Consider the following 18,359-nt stretch of genomic DNA (forward strand, 5'->3'; position numbering starts at 1 on the left):
TGCTAATAGTTAAAAACTCCTACTTAATAGGAAAAAAGCACCTTTTCCCAATTACCAATTCCTTGTAACTTCAGTTATCTACTTCGCACTTCCCGATGGAGTCGGCTGACAAATCATTTCTCTCGCCGAATTCACTGCTTGGTTTGCCGTATTTTGCAAAGCCGGGGAATTCTGATACAAAGCTTGCAAATCTTGCACATCTTTAATCACTCGCTCGTAGATAACCATCGCTTGATTGCCGTCAACTTCTAAGGCAGCAGGGCTGTAATTTTGCATCACTTCAATCAGCGATATTTTGCCATCTTTAGAAGCGGCGACTAAAGCATCGCGCAGTGCGGGCACGCTTTGCAGCCGAGCAGTCGGCGCATAAGCAACCTCGCCCAATTGTTTGAAAACAATTTCCCCAAAATAAGTAGTTGCCAGCCGCGCTATTAATTGGGAATCTAAAGGCACTTCTCGCGTTAATATTTCGCGCACCGACTCGGGAGTTTGTTTCGCAAGACTCAGAACGCTTTGCAGTTGAGATGATGCTTGGCCGGTTTGTGCAAAGTTTTGTAAGTCGCTCATCGGTAATGTTACGTCAACAGCACCGTATTTTACGGTAACATTATCTAATGCAAAGGCTTTGCCGCTGCTTAGGAATACTGCACTTGTTCCCAGCAAAAGCGCCAAACCCAATGATAAAGACTTTGACATTCTTTTGGTTAAATGGGCTGACAGCGGTTGAATTCCGTTGAGATAACCTTGTTGAAACTGAAAGTTCATGAGTTTGTGCCTCTTTACGTCAAAATACTTTTTAGATCGCTCGTCTGTGCGGGTATCAGTGCGGGTATCAGTGCGGGTATCAGTCGGGAAAGTCGAATCGGGATTTCCGTAAATGACCTATGATTCTACAGTCAAGTCAAGCAAATTCAACCTATCAAAAGATAGGTGTTAATTGGCAATTAATATGTTATAGTTAACCTTTTGACAATTTTAGATATTTTTGCAAAAATGATAAAAGCGAAATTTGGTCGTCAGGCAGCAGTTTATTGAGTGTCACTTTTATGTCTTATAGTGTGCTGGGCGATCGATACCAAATTTAAGTTCACATATCCCGATCGAGCCGATCGACCAATTGGCGAATTCTAGCAGCATCAGGAGCATTCGGAGCATTTCTCAGGTATAATTCCAAATCGTGGCGCGCTTCTACCAAGCGTCCCAGTTGATAATACAGAATTCCGCGATCGCGCCGTTCACCCACCGCATCGGGAAACAGCAGCAAAATCCGTTCGATCGCCAAGAGTACCCTCACAGCATCTCCCTGTTGCAAGTAAATTGCCTTCAGATTTCCCAGCATTCGCCCCAAAAAATGTCGGCGACTTACTGGGGCGAGAAAAGCCGGCTGCAACTCCATAGGTTGACCGTAAATTTGAGAAAGTCGGGCTTGACAATCTTCTGGAAATAATATCTCGCCGCCGTTAAACGCATCAACAAAAATACCAGCATCTTCAAAATCCGGTCTAATTAAAAAATGTCCCGGCATCCCAATTCCCACCATCGGAAAATCAATGCGCTTAGCAACCTCCAAATAAACCAAAGATAAAGATATCGGAATGCCAGTACGCCGATCGATCACTTCATTCAAAAAGCTATTGCGGGGGTCGTAATAATCAACATCATTGCCCGCAAACTGCAACTCCCCGTATAAATAGGCGTTAATAGTTTGAATAATCCGCAACGGATAATTCTGTTCCGGCAGACGATCGCGGACTTCATCTGCGATCGTGTCTAGAGCGTTGAGATACTCCTCTGGCTCTAAATTTGGGTATTCTTCCAAAGCCATATAAAGCGCTGCTTTCGCCAGGTCGATCGAGCCATCAGGCTGGTTTATTTCTCGATAAAAGAGTTGTCGGGCGATCGGAAAATCCATATTTATTATTGATTTATTTTTAATTTACTTATTGGGCTAATATCATGAACAGGCATCTTGCCTGTTGCAGCTTTTTGTTGTATAATTAACCTTTTTTCTGGTAATACAGGCATTTTTTATTGTGGAACAGGCATCTTGCTTGTTGCTCCAAAGATATTAAAAACAGTGCATTATTTAAATTTTAATATATTCTAAGTTTTTCCCTCTAAATCAGCCACTATTTTTAATAAAGCTTCACGATTTTTTTTAAATCTGGCCAGATTGAGGGGAAAGCCCTCGGATGTCAAATCAACTTTTAAATCCCGTGACTTTTACCAATCACCCAACTGCGGCGAAAAATCCGAGCCAGAGTCGATTCTTCCAAGGCAAAATAGATAGGGCGGCCGTGAGGACAAGTGCGCGGATTGCGAGTTTGCTGCCATTCATCCAACAAATTTTGCATTTGGGAAAGACTCAAAGGAGTACCGTTTCGCATAGCGCTACGGCAAGCAGTCGCAACTTGAGCTGCTTGTAAATCTGCGACTTTACTGAGTTCAAAAAGCGCATCCGCACAGTCATCTCGATCGGCTAATAATTCAGGAACTTCGCGGGCAGCCCATAGCTGTTCCCCAAAACTTTCTACTTCCAAACCCAAGCGAGATAAATTCTCAATTTGTAGTGCAGATAATTGACTGAGAATTACTGGTTTTTCTAGACATTTTAGCTGCCAATCCGCGCACAATTGCTCGTATAAAACGCGCTCGTGAGCGATGTGCTGTTCTATCAACCACATTCCGCTCGGATGTTCCGCAACAATGTAAGTATTGTGAATTTGAGCGATCGCCCTCAATTCCATCAATCCTATTTTATTAGCTTTTTCCTCTTCGCCGCCGTTGTCATTCTGCCTAGCCGGAATCCCGACACTGTAAGCACTTTTTTGTTCCGATGCCTTCAGCAATTGTCCCACTCGATCGGGAATTGGGGCAGCAGGCAAAACCTCATCATTCAGGTGCAAAGCACGAGCAATTGCCGCACTAATTTGTTCTTGCCAAAAACTCGGATCGTGCAGATAAATTTCCACTTTAGCCGGGTGGCGGTTCCAATCGATTTCCGAGGGGGAGATTTGCAGGTGAACAAAACACACGGGATAGCGATCGCGCGGACAAGTGCGGGCAAATGCGCTGAGAATAGTTTGCTCTAATTCGGGCGATCGCACAACTCGCCGATTTACCCCTACTTTCACCCAATCCGGCCGCCTGCGGTGACAACGATCGGGCAAACCAATTACTAACTCCAAACGCTGGGAATTGGGCAGTTGGAATTGGGAAGTAGCAACTGGGAATTGGTAATTAGGTTTAACTGTAGCGCCAACAAGTTGAGTTTCTAGCAATAAATTTGCTGCTTTCTGATTTTGAGGACTCGCAGGCAAATCTAACTTTAAATACTGCAAATCAGTCGATCGCACACCGCGCACGAATTGAGGTAAAAGTTGTTCCGCTGTGCTACCAGGAGTTACGTGCAAACAAGGCGTATTTCCTTGACGCAACTGCCAATTAACGTGCGGGTGACAAATAGCAATTTGCTGAAGGGTTAATTGGATCGATCGCATTTGCTGTGCCGGCGACAAAAAACTGCGGCGCACAGGCCAATTGCCAAACAAATTATCAACAGTCACCACCGTACCCGGAGCGATCGCCGCTGTTTCCACCTCCACAGCAACGCCTGCGTTGTTGTAAACCACCCGCCAGCCCGATCGAGCATTTTCAACTCTCCCCTTGTTAAAGGATGATTTGGCGGGGGTTTGCGCCGATTCTTGATTTTCCGAAAAATCCCCCAATCCCAAATCATTCGATCGGCTCAAAACCTCCAAACAGCCCAACTGAGCTAAACTGTGCAAAGCTTCCCCACGAAATCCCAAAGTAGCAATTTTGTAAAGGTCAGCTTCAGTGGTAATTTTGCTCGTACTGTGAGGCGAAGCCGCCTGCTGCAAATTTTCCAGATCCATTCCCGTACCATTATCTGCAACTTGCACCCGCCACTGTTCCGGCGAGACAGAAACAACGATGCGAGTTGCGCCAGCATCCAGAGAATTTTCAACTAATTCTCGTACCGCAGCGGCGATCGAGTCAATGACTTCGCCGGCGGCAATTAAATTAATAACTTCTGTGGGTAAGGTTTGAATAGTAACTGGCATCAGATTTTTAGCAGTTCGTTAATTCAATTCTACTTGATTCTGCAAATCGCTACACAGTATTAGGATTTACGCTCTTCCACCCGGTTTAGTAGAAAAATATTGTTTTATAACAAGATATCTATTCATCAACCAGTCTCTGAGGCTTAGTGCTCAACTTTTAAGTATATATCTTCCTACTTACTTAATTTTCCTCTGCTAAAGCCATGATTTTCGGCAAGCAGATGTAAAAAGTTGTGCCTTTTCCGTCCTCTGACTCATAACTAATTTTTCCTTTGTGAGCCTCAACGATCGACTTAACAATTGCCGTTCCCAACCCAGTACCAGTCCGCTTGCCATAAGTCACAAACGGTTCAAATAACTTTTCCTTAATTGTCGGTGGAATGCCGGGGCCGTTATCGTAAATGCTAATTTCGGCCCACTCTTCACTTTGTGTCACCGCAATCTCTACCCGCCCCCCTCGTCCGCCAAAAGCCTCAACAGCATTCCCAACTAAATTTTGTAAAACGCGCAAAATCTTATTTTCATCCGCTTCCACTATTACTTCTGTCACCCGTACTGCTAAATCTACTTTTGCTGCTTCACAATAAACTCTGTTTAACTTTTCAAACTGCTGCAACGTCTGAATTAGATTAACGGGTTTTTTATTTAATACAGAATTACCTCGCGAAAATTCTAATACTTCTTCAGCCATCCCCAACATTCGATGAACCTGCAATTGAATAAGTTCACACCACTCCTGAGTGTCCTCATCTGGGTGCATTTCTTTGAGCATTTCACTGGAGAGTTTAATTCCGGTAAAAGGACTTTTGAAATCGTGAATAATTGTGCTCACCATTTCTCCTACCAATACCATTTTTTGTTTGTGTACCAACTGGCTAACATATTGATCCGTGGTATCGCGTAAATTTTTAGTAATGAAACGAAACATTTGCAGTACCGAACTGCCTTTAGCAAACTGGAGAGTTGCTATTAGTTCTTCACGGGCTATTTTGGCCAAAGTCGAGCCTGCAACTGCCACAGCTCTAGCACTGCGTGGCTCTCCGTCTAAAACTCCGAGTTCGCCAAAATAATCGTCTGGCTTAGCCACAGCGACAGTTTGATATTTATTGTTTTCAAGCCGCTTGCTAAACTCGACTTTACCTTCTAAAACTAGATAGAAAAAATCCGCTATTTGTCCTTCTTCAAAAACCAGCGTTTCCTGAGCAAAACTCTCCAAAATAGCTATTTGGCAAAGGTGAGCAGCCTGCTCTGGTTCAAAATAAGACATAAATCGATGAGATGCCAGATCCATGTGAAAATACCTAAAGCTTAATTTAAACAGTTTCTTTTTTCTATTTTCGCCGATCACCATCGGTGCGTTAATAAAATACAATACTGCTTTAATCTGCCTCTCTTTTCTAGCCTCCTAGGCTTTGACGCAAGGATCAGCGTCGGGATGCAGAGCGAGACTAGCATAGCAGCAGCAGCAATCTCACCAAAATTCTGAGTTAATTGGCTAAAATACATAAGTATTGTACTATTTTTTAGATTTAAATTGGATGTGCGGGGGTTCTCCGGCCACCTCAGAAGATTTTAACTGTAGAGAGATCGTCTAATTTAAATGTCGAGCGACCGAGTTTACAAAAATTAACGATTGTCCGATAAAACGATCGCAGCATTCTGCCCGCCAAAGCCAAAACTTAAACAAACCGCATTTCTGACAATAGCCGATCGCGCACAGCGAACAAAATCTAATTTAAACCCCGGTTTTTTCATTCCAACGCACGGCAGCAACATCTGATATTTAATGCTCATCAAACAAAAAGCCACGCCCAAAGCTCCCGAAGCTCCCAAAGTATGACCCGTAGCCCCCTTAGTCGAACTAACAGCAACTCCTCGGTGAAATAACTTCTCAATTAACAGTGCTTCATGTCGGTCATTTAACTCAGTTGCAGTACCGTGAGCGTGAATAAAATCTATATCAATCGCCGCCAAATTGCTCCGTTTCAAACATTGATTTACCGCCGCGATCGCACTTTCCCCCCCCAGCTCCGGGGCATTAGCATAGCAAGCATCATTTGTCAAGCCAAAACCGGAAATTTGACCGTAAATTTTAGCACCACGACGCCTTGCCAACTCGGCAGATTCTAATACAAATAAAGCCCCGCCTTCACCGAGCACAAAGCCTTCCCGATTTTCGTCAAAGGGATAGCACCCCTTGTTTGCCAAAGCACCCATCCGGCTAAATCCAGCCAGAGTCAGCGGTGTGATAGGCGCTTCGACAGCACCTGCGATCGCCCGCTGACACTCACCGGTGCGAATTAAATCAACAGCGCGGGCGATCGACCAAATACCCGTGGCACAAGCAGCCATCGGCGCCAGCACCGGCCCCGTCGAACCAATTGCCCTCGCCGCTGCCATCGCCCCCATGTGAGGCAAAAAATTCACAAATTGAGAATTGGGCATTGGGAATTGGGCATCGGGGATTGGGAATTGGGAATCGGTAATTGGGAATTCCCTTGCTTCTTGCGACTTCCCTCTTCCGAATTCCCTCAGACTTCTTTCAACTTCCGTCTTTCTTCCAGCCGTTACATCCCGTACATTGCTCGTTGCCGAACTTCCTTCGCTTGCCAACAGTTCCAAATTTGCCTGGAAGCCGCGGCTAGAGCCAATAACAATCCCGCAATCAGGCAAAGGCAAAGTCAAACTAGCATCTTTCAAAGCATCTGCCAAAACCTGCGAAGTTAAAGTTATTAAGCCCGCAGGTTTTGTACCAATTAAAGCCAAAGGTCGCGCTTCAAGTTCTAAAAAAGGTTGATGCCGATCGATTCCCGATTCTCCAGAAAGTAGTCTTTTCCAGCTCGTTTCCAGAGTGCCTAAAGTCGAAACAAGACCAATTCCAGTAACAACAACATCCATAGCTATGCCGATTTTAGATTTGAGATTTTGGATTAAGAGAAGAATCAGGCCAGACGATTTTAGATTTTGGATTAAAAGGGGATAATCTAAAATCTAAAATCCAATTTCCTTATCTCAAACCCCGAATTTACAAGCCATCGGATGTATCCCGTGGGGATAATCTAAAATCTAAAATCTAAAATCTAAAATCCAAAATCGCTTGACTACCTTCAGCTAGCAGGCTTAAAATTTTCCAAACCCTGAGTAACAGTAACCTTATCAATGCGATCGCCCGCTTCAATCTTATCAATCACATCCATGCCTTGCTTCACGTACCCAAAAACCGCATAGCTGCCGTCCAAGTGCGACCTATCGCTCAAAGTAATATAAAACTGAGAAGAAGCCGAATCAGGATCCTCCCCTCGAGCCATAGCCACAGCCCCGCGACTGTGAAGCAACACAGGTTTTTCCCCCACCCCAGGTTGTTCGAGAATTTTGCTGTAAGTCGGATTGGGGGCACCTTTGACTTTAATTTCCAGAGGAATCCTGCGTTCCCGAGAAGTTTTCGGGTCAATAAAACCGCCACTTCCCAGTTGCGCCGTAGGGAATTTAGGGTCTTTGCTCTGCGGGTCGCCGCCCTGAACTACAAAAGGATCAGGTTCCCGCACGACTCGGTGAAATACCAGCCCGTCGTAGAATCCCTTCTGAATCAAATCGACAAAATTGCCTGCAGTAATTGGAGCATTTGTGCCGTCGAGTTCGATCGTAATTGGAGCACCTTTAACCGTCATCACCACCGTTGCTTTTCCTTCCAATCGTGGCAAATTGCTAAATTGCGAACTCGCGGCTACAGCAGCAGGAGAAGGAGACGGAGACAAAGAAATATTTTCACCCGACGCCGGATTCGATGTCGGAGTCGAGTTTGCCACAGGAGAACTACCGCATCCTCCGACAAACAACGCGCCAATTATTAAAAGTGAGAACAACCACCGCTGAATTTTGACTTGCATTTGCATTTGTATTTTCACTTTCACTTTCACTCAATGATGTAAGGTGCGCAATGCGCACCCTAGACTTATCGATTTACCAGGGATAATTTGCACCGCTTCGTGCTCACCCAATATTTATCGATTTGGTGCGCATTGCGCACCCTACGAGACATTACCAATCTAAAATCGCAAATCGCAAATCCCTATAGTCCTTCTAGGGGAACTTGCAAAAATCGAGCCAATTCGGCCGCTTGATTTTCGACTTGCGACAAAGCAATCGGCTGTCCGACTCTAGTCAGGGGAAACTGACGGCGGTCTTTGAGCTTAAGATAAATACTGCGGCGGGGACTCAGGCCTTCTTTAATGTCTACCCGCACAGATTGCACGTCCGATGTCTTGCAAGTAAAATCAACTTTGCGGTTTTTGCCGGGAAAACCCCAGCGAAAGATCCGAATGTTACCAGTTTGTCGATCGAACTCGCTGTAACCGCCACCGACATCCCAGAGAATAGTCAGCCACAGGTAGAGCGCCAACAGCACGCCACAGACACCGTAGAAACCCATCGCAATGCCTTGGGGGATGAAAACAAGCTGAGTCGGGTCAGCAAAAGGCAGCAGGTTAACGTGCAAGTAGCTGGAAATGCCCGACAGCAGGAAACCAGTCCCTCCAATGCTGACCACCGTCGCCCACCAGTAATTGCTGAAGCGGCGGGAGCCCAAAACCGGGTAGCGCAGGACAGTATCGATCGAGGTCGTTGTTTTTGCAGTCATAAAATTAAACAGCCTTAAAGCCAAATCTTAATTCAATTAGCCCACCGAGCGTCACCCTTCGCTGACGAGATCGCGATCGGGCGGGTGGGGATTGTGTATCAACTCCTGCTAATTATGGTCAACTACCCGCCATCAAGCGGAGTACCGCCGGAGATGGGGGCTTGTATCTGAACTCCACCTCAATTCCGAAAACCTCGAAAGGATTTGGGCTTTGGCTTCACCGCTCGATACATGAGGGAGTGCTGACAAGACCCCGGTACTCATCCAGGCTTGCCGGACGAGCAACGTTCTAAGTGCGATATTTCGCGCCCCAACCAGATCTGCATGAAGTTGATGCCCACAGCATTCACAGCGGAAAATCAGCCCCTTGTTGGGTCGATTAGCCTTTGAGGTATGCCCACATTTAGGGCAACTTTGCGAGGTGTAATGTGCCGGAACTTTAGTAGCTAACGAGCCAACCAGCACAGCCTTGTAATCGATATAGCCATGCAATTGGGCAAACGACCATTGAGCCACGCTCCTGTTAGCTTTCCGTTGTTTCTTGCTTGCCCCTTTGCCCGATTTAGATTTAGTTCGATCGCGTATTCCGGTCAGATCTTCTAGTCCAATCAGGCTGTTAGGCTTGGCGATTTTACTCGCAATCTGGTGGTTCACATCAGCGATAAACCGTCTCTCCCGTCCCGACAAAGCGATTAATCTTCGCTTCGCCGAACGGGTGTCTTTTCGCTGTAGAGATTGTCTGGCTTTTTGATAACGGTTGGCTCGATGTCTAGCCACCTTGCCCGAATAGAAACTCGACTTATTAGCTAAGTCTGTTTCGACTGCGAGGTATCTCATTCCCACATCTATACCAGAAATTCTAGTGATGTTCAGTGGGTCGAGAGTAGGCGTTCCCACCTCCAAGCTCACCATTAGATAGTAAGTCTTCGAGGATTTCTGGTAGACAATTTTAGCAGCACCGATCTTCTTGGACGCTCGCATCATATCGATGTGCTTGTTGTAGCCATCAAACGGAACAACAATTCGACCATCCAGGGTGTTAATACTGACCCGTCGATCCTTTTTAAAGGAGTAGTCGCGCCGGTAATTAAGCGTACAAGTCCGCGAGGTGTATTTGGGAGCTCGATCGAGTCCCTTGTACCGCCGCTTGGTATACCCAGCTTTAAGCGCCTCGCTATTCTGCTTGGCTTTAGTCCACAGCGTCTTAAAAGTCGCAGCAACTTGTCTTGGCACGTTACACGCCATCTGGGAACCAAGCCCAAATAAGGCCCGTAGCTCCGAGTAGACCAACTTTTGTAGTTTAGCTCCGTTGCCAGATTTACCGTTATCAAATGCCACTTGGGATGCGTAGTTCAGCGCATCCCGATAGGCCAAAGAAACCTGAGCTACCGAGATTTTTTGCTCGGCAGTCAGGTTTAATTTGAGTTTTGCGGTAATTACTTGGCTCACAACTTCTTCAACAGATAAGAGGATAATCTTACCCTGTGAAGGATTTGAGTGCAAGCGCAGAGTGTTTGTTCGTCTGCTCAACCACCGCCAACTCGCCGCTTGGCGACGAAGGGTCAGTTGGATTGTTGCTGAGCATCGTCAACCAAGATGGCATTCCTCTCAACCACGCTTTCATCGAGTACGCCTCTAGTGGGGGAACCCTGCTGTTCTAGTTGAAATTTATGAACTTCTAATATATAGTTATGTTAACTTTAATTAGAAACCTTGGTCTTTTAACAAGCAAAAGGATTTTACCCCAATGACAATCGCAGTCGGACGCGCCCAGACCGAAAGAGGCATATTTGATGTCCTCGACGACTGGCTCAAACGCGATCGCTTCGTCTTCGTAGGCTGGTCTGGCATCCTGCTATTCCCCTGCGCCTACCTAGCCATCGGTGGCTGGTTAACAGGCACCACCTTCGTCACATCCTGGTACACCCACGGTTTGGCAAGCTCCTACCTCGAAGGAGCCAACTTCCTCACCGTAGCAGTCTCCACCCCAGCCAACAGCCTCGGACACTCCCTGCTGTTCCTGTGGGGCCCGGAAGCACAGTGGGACTTCACCCGCTGGTTCCAACTCGGCGGCTTGTGGACATTCGTAGCCCTCCACGGCGCCTTCGCACTGATCGGGTTTTGCCTGCGTCAGATTGAAATCGCCCGTTTGGTAGGCATCCGTCCCTACAACGCCCTAGCATTCACCGGCCCCATCGCCGTGTTTGTGTCGGTGTTCCTGCTTTACCCCTTGGGTCAATCAGGCTGGTTCTTCGCCCCCAGTTTCGGCGTCGCAGCAATTTTCCGCTTTTTGTTATTCCTGCAAGGCTTCCACAACTGGACGCTCAACCCGTTCCACATGATGGGCGTTGCAGGCATCTTGGGCGGCGCGCTGTTGTGCGCTATCCACGGTGCAACCGTAGAAAACACCTTGTTTGAAGACGGCGAAGGCTCAAACACCTTCCGCGCCTTCAACCCAACTCAGTCAGAAGAAACCTACTCGATGGTGACAGCTAACCGTTTTTGGTCGCAAATCTTCGGAATTGCCTTCTCCAACAAACGCTGGTTGCACTTCTTCATGCTGTTCGTACCCGTCACAGGCTTGTGGATGAGCTCCATTGGCATCGTCGGTTTAGCATTAAACCTCCGCGCCTATGACTTCGTATCCCAAGAATTACGCGCTGCTGAAGATCCTGAGTTTGAAACGTTCTACACTAAGAACATTCTGCTTAACGAAGGCATTCGTGCTTGGATGGCTCCTACGGACCAACCCCACGAAAACTTCATCTTCCCTGAAGAAGTTCTGCCTCGCGGTAACGCACTTTAAAAAAATCAGGATTTGGATTTCAGATTAATTTAAATTTTTTAAATTGGAATTGAAATCCAAATCCCTATTCTCCGGCGCAGGCCCGGTACACCCGTGCCCTACTGGGGAACAAAAAAACCCAAAATCCAAAATCTAAAATCGTTGGAGGTTCTACCGCGTGGTAACGCTCTCTAATTCCTACGCAAGCGGTCGCGACCAAGAATCCTCCGGGTTCGCTTGGTGGTCTGGCAACGCTCGTTTAATCAATCTCTCTGGCAAACTGCTGGGCGCCCACGTCGCTCACTCTGGTTTGATCGTGTTCTGGGCTGGAGCAATGACTTTGTTTGAAGTCGCTCACTTTATCCCAGAAAAGCCCATGTACGAACAGGGCTTAATCTTGATGCCCCACATCGCTACTTTGGGTTGGGGCGTCGGCCCCGGCGGTGAAGTTACGGATATCTTCCCGTTCTTCGTAGTCGGCGTTCTTCACTTGATTTCATCTGCTGTTCTCGGTTTGGGCGGCATTTATCACGCCGTTCGCGGCCCAGAAGTTCTCGAAGAATACTCTTCGTTCTTCGGCTACGACTGGAAAGATAAGAACCAGATGACCAATATCATCGGCTACCACCTAATTTTGTTGGGATGCGGCGCTCTGCTGCTGGTAGCTAAGGCCATGTTCTTCGGCGGTGTCTATGACACTTGGGCTCCGGGCGGCGGCGACGTGCGTATTATCACGAACCCCACTCTGAATCCGGCTGTGATTTTTGGCTACTTGGTACGCTCTCCTTTTGGTGGCGAAGGCTGGATTGTCAGCGTCAACAACATGGAAGACATCATCGGCGGTCACATCTGGCTGGGCCTGATTTGTATCGCTGGCGGTGTTTGGCACATTTTGACCAAGCCTTTCGGCTGGGCTCGTCGCGCCTTAATCTGGTCTGGCGAAGCTTACCTGTCTTACAGCTTGGGCGCTTTGTCCCTGATGGGCTTCATCGCTTGCTGCTTTGTCTGGTTCAACAACACTGCTTACCCCAGCGAATTCTACGGCCCGACGGGCCCGGAAGCTTCTCAAGCGCAAGCTTTGACCTTCCTGATCCGCGACCAACGCTTGGGTGCTAACGTCGGTTCTGCACAAGGCCCCACCGGTCTGGGTAAATATCTGATGCGCTCTCCTACTGGCGAAATCATTTTCGGCGGTGAAACGATGCGTTTCTGGGATTTCCAAGGCCCTTGGTTGGAACCCTTACGCGGTACTAATGGTTTGGACTTGAACAAAATCAAGAATGACATTCAGCCTTGGCAAGCTCGCCGCGCGGCTGAGTACATGACTCACGCTCCTTTGGGTTCTTTGAACTCTGTGGGCGGTGTGGCGACTGAAGTTAACTCGTTTAACTTCACTTCTCCTCGTTCTTGGCTGTCCTGTTTCCACTTTGTGATGGGTTTCTTCTTCTTGGTCGGCCACTTGTGGCACGCTGGTCGCGCTCGCGCGGCTGTCGCTGGCTTTGAGAAGGGTATCGATCGCGAAAATGAAGCGGTACTTTCTATGCCAGACTTAGACTAATCGATCGAATTTATTTCTGATTTGACTGTCTAGTTGAAAAAGGCTCCTGCTTAACGCAGGAGCTTTTTTTGATCTGATAATATCTGAAAAAGCAGCCGATTGTCGATCGACTGTTCTCCGATCCCCTAGCAACAGATACAATCCTAGAGGTAGAAACCCGGTTTCTGAGTTAACCTGTTGAATTATGCTGTTTCTTTCCGTCAGCTCCTTCCTCAGCGAGCTTTTGCATTCAGGACTGAGATATTTCGGTGCGACCATCGGTTGCGGTGAATGACTCTGCAAGTCTTGAAACTTGACAAGTTTAATCCGTTGGGGTAAAGAGCTTGCAAGGCAGGCTCTACAAAGTTTATATTTAAAGTACAAAACTTTTAATCCCACACAATGGAAAGTTGCAATGGAAAGTTGCAATTTTAAGGCAGATTGCTACAGGTGCAAAACTAATCGACGATCGCCATCACGATATTTATATTTTATTAAATGGCTGTGCTTGCCGAATTTTTTAACAGGCACAAAACTTGTGGGCCGCTTACTGTTATTGCTAAGAAAGCAAAAGATTAATAATGGACTCATTAAAGATAGAAAATGTCAAGGTGAGGTTCGATCGAGCAAATTTGCTCGAACGCATCGCCAACCGCATTCGCCGGTCTCTAGAACTACCCGAAATTCTGAGCGCAACAGCAGCGGAAGTTCAATCCTTCTTGGGAACAGACAGAGTAAAAATCTACAAATTTCATAGCGACGGTAGCGGTGAAGTGATTGCCGAATCAATTAACGATAACCGCTTGCCATCCCTATTGGGTTTGCATTTTCCAGCAGACGATATTCCCCCTCACGCCCGCGAACTGTTCGCGCAACTACAGGTGCGATCAATCGTCGATGTCGATTCCGGGCAGCTAGGCCAAAGTCCCCGCCGCGAGGCAGTTTCCGGCCAACTGCTGCCCGACGAAATGCGCTTTCGTGCGGTTGACCCCTGCCACGCTGAATACTTGACTGCACTGGGCGTCAAGGCTTGCTTGGTAGTACCAATTTTTCACGGCGAAGAATTCTGGGGGTTGTTGGTATCTCACCACTCCGAGTCCCGGAGTGTGGGAGAAAACGAACTCCAAGGCGTTCAGATGGTGGCAGATCAGCTCGGCGTCGCCATAGCCCAATCAACCCTGCTCGCCCAAGCGAGGGCGAAAGCTCAACGCGAAGCTGCCGTCAACCGCATCGCCACAGCCCTTAACTCCCAGCCGGCGATTGAACTCCAAACAGCTTTGGTAGAATCAGTCGCAGCACTAGACGCCGCCGGCGGCAGGCTGTGCATTTTTGCCACGCCATTCATTTCCGACAGCAGCAAGGTTACGAATTTAGTTCCCTATTCGGATAACTCCACTGGCGAACTCACAGTCTACACTTGTGGCTCAGGGCCGAAGATGGGAATTTCCGCAAAATACCCGCAGGTTGAGCAATACAGCGTCTGGCACGAATATTTTAAATCCGGCGAGCAACAGGTTTGGGCAATTCCCGACTTGTACCAAATTAGCAGTTTGAGAAGCCTGCAACCTGCATTTCGATCGACAAAAATTCGCAGCATTTTAATCGTACCGCTCAGAAACCGCCAGCAAATATTCGGTTACTTGACCATTTTTCGAGAAGAATTTGACACCGAAACTCTCTGGGCTAGACAGTTTGATAGCGACGGGCGGCTCGCCCAATCTCGGATATCTTTTGAAGCGTGGAAAGAGTCAAAAACTGCCCAAATTCGTGAATGGACAACTGAAGAAATTGAATTGTTCCAAATTTTTGGCACGCACTTTTCTAATGCTATTAACCACTACCAACTAGATCAACAAATAGAAGAACTTAACACAAATTTAGAAAATCAAGTTCAAAAGCGCACCGCTCAACTACAGCAATTGACCCAACAGCAGCGAGTGCTGTTTGAAGTCGTAGCAAAAATGCGGAAATCCCTCGACTTGAACAAAATTTTTAGCACGATGTCCCAGGAAGTGCGGCGGGCTTTAAATGTCGATAGAGTAGCAGTTTACCGCTTCGATTCCGCATCAGAATTTAACGACGGCGAATTCGTTTCCGAAGATGTTGTGCCAGACTTTGTGTCAGCAATGGCAGTCAAAGTACACGATCGCTGCTTTGGAGAAAAGTACGCCAATCTCTACTCTCAGGGACGAGTTCACACAATGTCCGACATTAGACAGGCGGGACTGCAAGATTGCTATGAGCAACTATTAGAGCAATTTCAGGTCAAAGCTAGTTTAGTTGCACCGGTGATGAAAGGCAAAGACCTTTGGGGGTTGCTCTGCGTACACCAATGTTCGGCTCCCCGCCACTGGGAATCTTCCGAAATTAAGTTTGCTACCCAAATTTCCGCTCAGCTCAGCATCGCTTTAGAACAAGCAGATTTGCTCGCTCAAACTCAGCAGCAAGCAGTTGAGTTGCAGCGGGCAGCCGAGCAGGAGAGAATACTGTTTGAGGTAGTTGCTAAGATTCGACAATCTCTCGATTTAGATACAATTTTTCGTACTACAACTACAGAATTGTGGCGGATATTAAAGGCAGATAGAGTTGGCATTTATCGCTTCGATCCTAGTTTAAACTTTAATGAAGGCGAATTTATTACAGAAGATGTTTTGCCTGGTTTTTCTTCGGCAATGGATGTAAAAGTTAACGATAATTTTTTTAGCGAAAACTATGCCCAAAAATATAGTCAGGGGCAGATTCAAGTGCTACAAGATGTCGAAAATGCTGGACTTTCAGACTGCCATGTTGCTCTTTTAGCTCAATTTCAAATTAGAGCTCAGGTGATTATGCCGCTGATGAATGGCAGCGAACTTTGGGGTTTGCTGTGCGTGCACCAGTGCAGCGGTTTGCGCCATTGGAACACTTCGGAAATTCAGTTTGCTACGCAAGTTGGAATTCAGTTGAGTGTAGCATTAGAACAAGCAGATTTGTTGGCTCAAACGCGGCAGCAATCAGTTGATTTGCAGCGGGCAGCCGAGCAAAAGCGGATACTGTTTGAAGTGGTGGCCAAGATTCGAGAATCTCTGGATATCAATGCTATTTTTAAAACTGCCACCCAAGAAGTTTGTCAGTTTATGCAAGTTGATAGAGTTGCTGTCTATCAATTTTATCCTGATTGGAGCGGCCATTATGTGGCAGAGTTTGTGAAAGATGGCTGGATAAAATTGGTAGGGGAAGGTATCAGTACGGTTTGGCAAGATACTTATTTGCAGGAAAACCGAGGCGGCAGATATGTCAATAATGAAACTCTAGCCGTTGACGATATCTATCAAGTTTGCCACTCGGAGTGTGTTGTCGGTATTTTAGAGAAATTTCAGGTGAAGGCTTATGCGATCGCGCCTATTTTTGTAGGACAAGAACTTTGGGGTTTGCTGACAGCGTATCAACATTCGGGACCCCGCTGTTGGGAAAGTTCAGAAGTTAACTTTTTAGCTCAGATTGCTAATCAATTAGGCGTTGCTATCCAACAAGCCGATTTGCTGGCTCAAACCAGACGCCAAGCAGAACAAATCGCTCAAAGTTTAAAGGATTTGCAGCACACTCAAGCTCAATTGATTCAAACTGAGAAAATGTCTGGTTTGGGGCAACTGGTAGCCGGGATTGCTCACGAAATTAACAATCCGGTTAACTTTATTTACGGCAATCTCAATCACGCTAGTGAATATACTGCTAGCTTACTGAGTTTGCTGGAACTTTACCAGCAGCAATATCCCGCTTCTAGTCCTGAAATAGACAAATTGAGTGAAGATATTGACTTAGAATTTCTGCTAGAAGATTTGCCAAAATTGCTATCGTCAATGAAGGTGGGAGCCGATCGCATCCGGCAAATAGTTCTGTCATTAAGGAATTTCTCTCGTCTTGACGAAAGTCAAATGAAGGCAGTTGATATTCACGAGGGCATTGACAGCACGCTGTTAATTTTACAGCACAGGCTGAAATCTAATGCGGACAGTGCCAACATTGTGCTAGTTAAAGAATACGGCATTTTGCCTCTAGTCGAGTGTTATGCTGGACAGTTGAATCAGGTATTTATGAATGTAATTGGGAATGCGATTGATGCTTTGGAATCGCACAAGTTGCTCGCGGGTCCATCTGTAACTCCTCAAATTAAAATCTCTACTGCTATCGGTCAACTTAATGATACTGTTCCGAGCGCGGTGATTCGGATTTCTGACAACGGCACGGGAATTTCAGAATCTATGAGAAAACGCATATTTGACCCTTTTTTCACCACTAAGTCGGTGGGGAAAGGTACAGGGTTGGGACTGTCAATTAGTTACCAAATTGTGGTAGAGAAACACGGTGGCATTTTAAAATGCAATTCAGAATTGGGGAAGGGTACTGAGTTTGCGATCGAGATTCCGCTTCGACAGCAGCCAGCAGTCATTACTCATTCGTAATTATTGTAAAGTCCAGCTAACAGTCAACACTCAAGAATCACGGACACAGCAATCATAATTGATCTAATTAATCTGCGTTAATCTGTGTTTATCTGCCCTCATCTGGGGTTGAAAAAAGAGAATGTATTAACCGCCCCGGACAAGGGATTGACGCTGATTCACGCAGATGAAAAGAAGAAAAATATGAATAATTCTGATGCTAACAGATTGGGAATCAGGCTTGATCGTGCGTATGCGATCGCATAGTCGCCTTGCGGAATCGCGTGTGACAGTTGCCTAAGTCCTGATGCCAAAAGATCCCTATTTATTGGACTTTCAGAGATTAGTTTCGCTCTTTTGTAATTCTTGTTGGAGAGTATTTTTGACCCGATCGTACTCAACCTCGATTTGAGCCAAAAGGCTTGAGGCTCGATCTAGTTCACCAGATGTACTGATGACTTCTAGCGTGGCACAAAGCTGGGCCAGAGGAGCGGCGCTTAGATTCGCACTACTGCCTTTGAGGGTATGAGCCACTCGGTTTAGGGTTTGAGTATCCGCTTGGGCGATCGCTACTTTCATCGCTTGTAGCAACTTTAAAGATTCCTCCAAGTAGCAGTTCGCCAGCAAGCTCAAAATCTGGGTTGAATCTTCATCAATGCTGCTACAGAAGGCTTGCAGTTCTGTGAGGTTAACCGCTGGTACATCAATTTCTGGCTTGTTGCTATGTAATTCCTCCTTTTGGGCCTGCTGCGGTTCCGGGTTGGGTGGACACTGACTCAGCGCTTGGATGAGAGCATCTACTCGAATTGGTTTACTGATATAGTCATTTCAAATAAGTATGAGACACTCTTTATGCACAATAAGCACGAATAACTTCATCAAGAGATGTGCCAGG

General features: G+C 46.6%; 13 protein-coding genes. 4 read left to right on the forward strand and 9 right to left on the reverse strand.

What is annotated here, in order from left to right:
• Positions 1-78 precede the first annotated feature (78 nt).
• The 8 genes from QUB77_RS23920 to QUB77_RS23955 form a co-directional block, all read right to left on the reverse strand.
• Entirely contained in the window at positions 79-765 is a 687-nt protein-coding gene (locus QUB77_RS23920) for an alpha/beta hydrolase (protein WP_333177834.1), read from the reverse strand.
• 322 nt (positions 766-1,087) lie between these two features.
• A complete protein-coding gene (locus QUB77_RS23925; RefSeq protein ID WP_333177832.1) occupies positions 1,088-1,912 on the reverse strand; it encodes a SirB1 family protein in 825 nt (274 codons plus the stop codon).
• Positions 1,913-2,207: 295 nt separating this feature from the next.
• Positions 2,208-4,085 (reverse strand): DNA mismatch repair endonuclease MutL, encoded by a 1,878-nt coding sequence (gene mutL / locus QUB77_RS23930; protein ID WP_333177830.1) that lies wholly within the window; start codon positions 4,083-4,085, stop codon positions 2,208-2,210.
• A 181-nt stretch (positions 4,086-4,266) separates the two neighbouring features.
• Positions 4,267-5,376: an ATP-binding protein gene (locus QUB77_RS23935; protein WP_333177828.1), complete on the reverse strand. Its 1,110-nt coding sequence runs from the start codon at positions 5,374-5,376 to the stop codon at positions 4,267-4,269.
• A 335-nt stretch (positions 5,377-5,711) separates the two neighbouring features.
• Positions 5,712-6,983 (reverse strand): beta-ketoacyl synthase N-terminal-like domain-containing protein, encoded by a 1,272-nt coding sequence (locus QUB77_RS23940; RefSeq protein WP_333177826.1) that lies wholly within the window; start codon positions 6,981-6,983, stop codon positions 5,712-5,714.
• Between the two features lie 209 nt (positions 6,984-7,192).
• A complete protein-coding gene (locus QUB77_RS23945; RefSeq protein WP_333177824.1) occupies positions 7,193-7,978 on the reverse strand; it encodes a peptidylprolyl isomerase in 786 nt (261 codons plus the stop codon).
• Between the two features lie 176 nt (positions 7,979-8,154).
• On the reverse strand, positions 8,155-8,721 hold the full coding sequence (locus QUB77_RS23950; protein WP_333177821.1) for a photosystem I assembly protein Ycf4: 567 nt from the start codon (positions 8,719-8,721) through the stop codon (positions 8,155-8,157).
• A 132-nt stretch (positions 8,722-8,853) separates the two neighbouring features.
• Positions 8,854-10,170: a transposase gene (locus tag QUB77_RS23955; protein ID WP_333177818.1), complete on the reverse strand. Its 1,317-nt coding sequence runs from the start codon at positions 10,168-10,170 to the stop codon at positions 8,854-8,856.
• Between the two features lie 44 nt (positions 10,171-10,214).
• Between QUB77_RS23955 and QUB77_RS23960 the strand changes: the two genes are divergently transcribed.
• From QUB77_RS23960 to QUB77_RS23975, 4 genes are all read left to right on the forward strand, one after another.
• Complete coding sequence (locus QUB77_RS23960) at positions 10,215-10,382, forward strand: hypothetical protein (protein WP_333177815.1); 168 nt, start codon at positions 10,215-10,217, stop codon at positions 10,380-10,382.
• A gap of 86 nt (positions 10,383-10,468) precedes the next feature.
• Complete coding sequence (gene psbD / locus QUB77_RS23965; RefSeq protein WP_333055206.1) at positions 10,469-11,527, forward strand: photosystem II D2 protein (photosystem q(a) protein); 1,059 nt, start codon at positions 10,469-10,471, stop codon at positions 11,525-11,527.
• Between the two features lie 157 nt (positions 11,528-11,684).
• Complete coding sequence (gene psbC / locus QUB77_RS23970) at positions 11,685-13,064, forward strand: photosystem II reaction center protein CP43 (RefSeq protein ID WP_333048188.1); 1,380 nt, start codon at positions 11,685-11,687, stop codon at positions 13,062-13,064.
• Positions 13,065-13,624: 560 nt separating this feature from the next.
• Positions 13,625-17,485, forward strand: coding sequence for a GAF domain-containing protein (locus QUB77_RS23975; protein ID WP_333323552.1), 3,861 nt, complete (start codon positions 13,625-13,627; stop codon positions 17,483-17,485).
• A gap of 315 nt (positions 17,486-17,800) precedes the next feature.
• Here the strand turns inward: QUB77_RS23975 and QUB77_RS23980 are convergent, their stop codons facing one another.
• Positions 17,801-18,073 (reverse strand): Hpt domain-containing protein, encoded by a 273-nt coding sequence (locus QUB77_RS23980; protein WP_333323554.1) that lies wholly within the window; start codon positions 18,071-18,073, stop codon positions 17,801-17,803.
• Positions 18,074-18,359: the final 286 nt, after the last annotated feature.

Origin of the sequence: Microcoleus sp. AT9b-C3 (assembly GCF_036705485.1) — a bacterium.
GTDB lineage: Bacteria > Cyanobacteriota > Cyanobacteriia > Cyanobacteriales > Microcoleaceae > Microcoleus.